At 57.2% G+C, this 4058-nt stretch carries 3 protein-coding genes; all 3 read left to right on the forward strand.

All coding sequences use genetic code 11. The features are described from left to right. Positions 1-284: 284 nt before the first annotated feature. The 3 genes from FJ398_26465 (at position 285) to FJ398_26475 (ending at position 3768) form a co-directional block, all read left to right on the forward strand. Positions 285-1175 (forward strand): type II secretion system protein, encoded by an 891-nt coding sequence (locus FJ398_26465; protein ID MBM3841429.1) that lies wholly within the window; start codon positions 285-287, stop codon positions 1173-1175. 17 nt (positions 1176-1192) lie between these two features. Beyond that, complete coding sequence (locus tag FJ398_26470) at positions 1193-1516, forward strand: hypothetical protein (GenBank protein MBM3841430.1); 324 nt, start codon at positions 1193-1195, stop codon at positions 1514-1516. Positions 1517-1863: 347 nt separating this feature from the next. Continuing rightward, positions 1864-3768 carry a ShlB/FhaC/HecB family hemolysin secretion/activation protein gene (locus tag FJ398_26475; protein ID MBM3841431.1) on the forward strand — a complete coding sequence of 635 codons (1905 nt, stop codon included), beginning with the start codon at positions 1864-1866 and terminating at the stop codon, positions 3766-3768. Positions 3769-4058: the final 290 nt, after the last annotated feature.

Genomic DNA, 4058 nt, shown 5'->3' on the forward strand with positions numbered 1-4058 from the left:
TTTTTCGCCAGACTTCGTTGCTTGCTCCTTACAGATCCACTTCGGGATATGCTCGTCGCTCGCGCCTCGTCTGGCCGAAAAATCCCTTGCCGCGAACGTGAGCGTATTTATGAAATGGACCACTTAGTATGCCGCTACCTTGTTACGTTTCACGTTTTACGCCTTACGCACTCGAACGCACTCGTGGGCGTTCAAACGCACAGTTGACTTGGCGGTGGTTTCACCCTAGTCTCCCGCAAATCCCGAACTTTGGTAAAAAAAGCCCAAACAAAACGATCCAGATTATGCAAAAAGAAGCACCAGTTCTCCCGAATCAACCGACGCTGCGTCAGGCCGCCTGGGCCTTTACGCTGATCGAATTGCTCGTCGTCATCGCCATTATTGCGATTCTGGCCGGCATGCTCCTCCCCGCCTTGTCGCGCGCAAAGGATAAAGCCCAGGCCACCGGCGACATCAACAACGTCAAACAAATCCTCCTGGCGAACCACATGTATGCCGGCGACAACGATGAGAGAGTTTCCCACCCGACCTGGGGCGGCGATTTGTCGGGACCGGATGGTTGGGCTTATGCTACGGCCAACAACGGGCGCATTCCCGGCGGCCCGAACGCCCCCGGAAGCGCGGCGGGGCGGGACGTCAATTCGGTTCAGTTCAGCAATCAGTTGGCATTCTTCAGAATCAGCCAACTCGGTCCGTTCCTGAGCACGCATCAAGTCATGTGGTGCCCCAAAGACGTCTCGCAACGCGGCTCCGGACGGTTCAAGACGTGGTGGCTCGCGCGTCCTGTTAAAATCACGTCTTATTGCTGGAACGGAACAATCGGGAGCTATGTTGGGCCCAAATCGGGACAACTGGCCAATGGAAAGACCTACAAACTGAATGATTTCCTCGCGACGGACATTCAACTCTGGGAGCAGAACGAGACGGATGGTTTTTACTTCAACGACGCGGGCAACAATCCTTTGACCGGTGGTGAAGGCGTATCGCAGCGCCACGCGGGCCGGGGAGATTACACCGGCAACGCGGACCGGGGCGGCGGCGCGATGATCGGTCGTTTCGGAGGCACGGCCGAATTCATCAAGTTCAAGAAGTTCAACGATTTCCTGAATCCGAAATTGTTCAAACAGCCGAACGAATTGCTGAATGGCCCTGGCTTCGGCGGTCCGGCCCTGTAACTCCTGGTGCATGACGGATGATGGATCGGCGGTCAGTTCTGAAGCTCACGCTTGCGGCTCCGCTGCTCTGCCTGTTTGGGTGCAAGAAAGCAGCTAAGACTGAAGCCGCCCCGATCAACCTCAAAGGCGCGCCCGAAGTACTCGCCGCGCTGAACCGAAAGGAATACGACGCGGCCATCCGGGGATTGCTCGAGATCAAGAGCGCTTTGACGGACGACCAGAGACCGGAATACAGCAAGCTGCTTCGAAAAGTGAAGGACGTGATGTTGGATCGAATGGCGACCGACGAGGCCGCGGCAAAAGCATACCAGGGCTTGCGCTTCATAGAAGCCGGCCGCTAGGCACACGAAATCTCAGCACAGCGCCCGCTCTCCCGCGAGCGCTTTTTTATTCTCGCAAGAGATCTCCCAGTGTCTCATGGTCCAATGCTCCGCGGGATGGACGACAAAGCTCGTAGCGCAGAGTTGCACTCTGCCGTATCGCAGAATTGTATTCTGCGGGGCGTCTCCAAGTCCGAGCCCGCTGGGACTTGCCGGCGCCCTGCCGATTGGAAATCGGCGATACAGCAGATTGAAAATCTGTATAGCTACTTTGTCAACAGCCCTGGCGGGTCACACGCACGTCAAGATACTCCTTGGAATCCCCGGGGTTCTCTTCTATAAACGTGCCGCTTTGGGGCGGCTGCGACATGCTTTCCCGACAGAATAAACCACCACGTTCCATAATAGTCGCGTTGAAGACCGGTATGATCAGCAAATTTCACGACGTTCAGAGAGAGCTTTTCACGAATCAACGCAAAGCAGGACAGGCTTCCAACCTGTCCTCGTCTAACGGTTCTTGGGGATCGCCTCTGCAACTAGTCCGGTTTTTGTGTGTTTCGTGTGTTCGGTGGGCCGAACTGCTTTTTCCAGGTTCATCGGCTCGGACAGGCTGGAAGCCTGTCCTGCGCTGGAGGCGGGTTCTCAGCCAGGCCCTTGTCTTTCTCGCGATTGGTTCCGGGATAGCCAGCGCCGCTGAAGGTGAGCAGGCGGCCAGCGAACTCAAAGGATTGATTCTGCTGAAATCACAGGAGTCCGTCGTCAAGGAGGGCCATCCAAGTTTGGCCGTCACCGGGCTGGTCGTGAAAGACATTGAGATCCTCAAGAACCCTGAATTCGAGAAGCGAATGCAACCGTTCTTCGGGCGGCAGATCGACCAGACCCTTCTCAAGGACATTCAGACCGCGGTGCAGACGCACTACCGGCAAAAGGGTTTTCCCATCGTCGATCCTGTCTTTCCGCCGCAGACTGTCTCCGGCGGCGTGCTTCAGTTGGTGGTCATCGAGTCCAAGCTGGGCAAAGTGGTTTTCGAGGGCACTAACAAGTGGACGAAGACCGAATACATCCGGAAAAATCTCCGCCTCATAGAAGCCGAACCCATCGATGAAGGCCAGTTGACGAGCGATTTGAATTGGCTCAATCGAAACAAATTCCGTTCGATCGATGCCCTTTACAAACCGGGCGAAGGTCGATTGGAGTCAGACCTCGTAATCCGGACTTCGGAACGGCTGCCGCTGGGCGGATCGCTGAGCATCGACAACACCGGCAATCGCCTCGTGGGAGAGACCCGATTGTCCGCCGGGGTGGATTGGGGCAAGGCTTTTGGCCTCCATGATCATCTGTTTTCCTACCGATTCATCACCGATTCGGAATTTGAGCTTCTGAAGGCGCACGTCTTCACCTACTCGATCTTCCTGCCCTGGCGCCACACGCTCACGCTGTCGGGGAGCTACGCCGACGTGAAGGGCGACATCCCCAATTTCCCGGTCACGCAGCAGGGTTCAACTTATCAGGCGAATCTTCGCTACGGAGTGCCGCTGCCCAACCTCGGCTCGTATCGCCACGAACTTCAGTTGGGCGCGGATTTCCGGCACATGGACAACAACCTGGAGTTCAATTTCGTGAACATCTTCGCCGAGACCACCGAGATTGCCCAGGCCATGTTCGGTTATTCCGGACTTCTGCCCGACGATTGGGGAAGCACGCTGGTGGGCGCGGAAGTCTATTACAGTCCGGGAAATCTGACGGACATGAACGACGACGCCGCTTTCGGCAACTCCTACCCTTCTGCCGAGGCCGACTACGTTTACGCCCGATTCAACCTGGAGCGCATCACGCGGCTCCTGGCCGGTTTTAGCTGGCGTGTGAGCGGCGCCTATCAGATCGCGGACGGCAACCTGGTCCCGAGCGAACAGCTCGGTCTCGGCGGATCGTTCACGGTTCGCGGGTATGAAGAAAGAACGACAGCGGGTGCGGAAGGCTTCTTGATTTCAAACGAACTGCGCGCGCCGGCTTTCTCGGTTGGCAAGTTTTTTGACAAGACCGCGAAGGACCAGCTCCAGGTGCTGGGCTTCTTCGATTACGGACAGACCAGCAATCGCATCCTGCTGGCCAATGAAGATCCCCATGTGCTGCTCAAATCCGCGGGCGTTGGCCTGAGGTATCAAGTCTCGCGGTTCCTTTCGGTCCGGTTCGATTACGGCTGGCAAGTGGACGATCCGATCCCGGGCCTCGGAAAATCGCGCGGACACGTCTCCGCGTCGTACAGCTTCTAGTGCGGTTGGGGATGCATTCCACATCGCTGGTAGGACGGTGCTGCTGCGCCGCCGCATCGGCAGAAGACTGGCTGCGCGGCAGCGCAGCCCTACTTGGTTTCCTGGAGAGGTCCCTGTTCCTCACGCACCTTCTCACGACCCATGAACCCACCTGGTCCCCTCCCAGGCTGCTTCCGCGCACTCTCCGGAGTCGAGCGTTGAAGCGGCCTAAAGGCCACGGTCCGGAGGAACGGTTCATGGGAAGTTTCCACGGCCAAGAAACCTGCACGCCCAACTTTGAACTTTGAACT

It is taken from the genome of Verrucomicrobiota bacterium (genome assembly GCA_016871535.1).
Classification (GTDB): domain Bacteria; phylum Verrucomicrobiota; class Verrucomicrobiia; order Limisphaerales; family SIBE01; genus VHCZ01.

What these genes read in the sequence shown, in the direction of transcription:
- FJ398_26470 (MBM3841430.1), top strand. Translation starts at nt 1,193, where the DNA reads ATGATGGATCGGCGGTCAGTTCTGAAGCTCACGCTTGCGGCTCCGCTG.
- FJ398_26465 (MBM3841429.1), top strand. Translation starts at nt 285, where the DNA reads ATGCAAAAAGAAGCACCAGTTCTCCCGAATCAACCGACGCTGCGTCAG.
- FJ398_26475 (MBM3841431.1), top strand. Translation starts at nt 1,864, where the DNA reads ATGCTTTCCCGACAGAATAAACCACCACGTTCCATAATAGTCGCGTTG.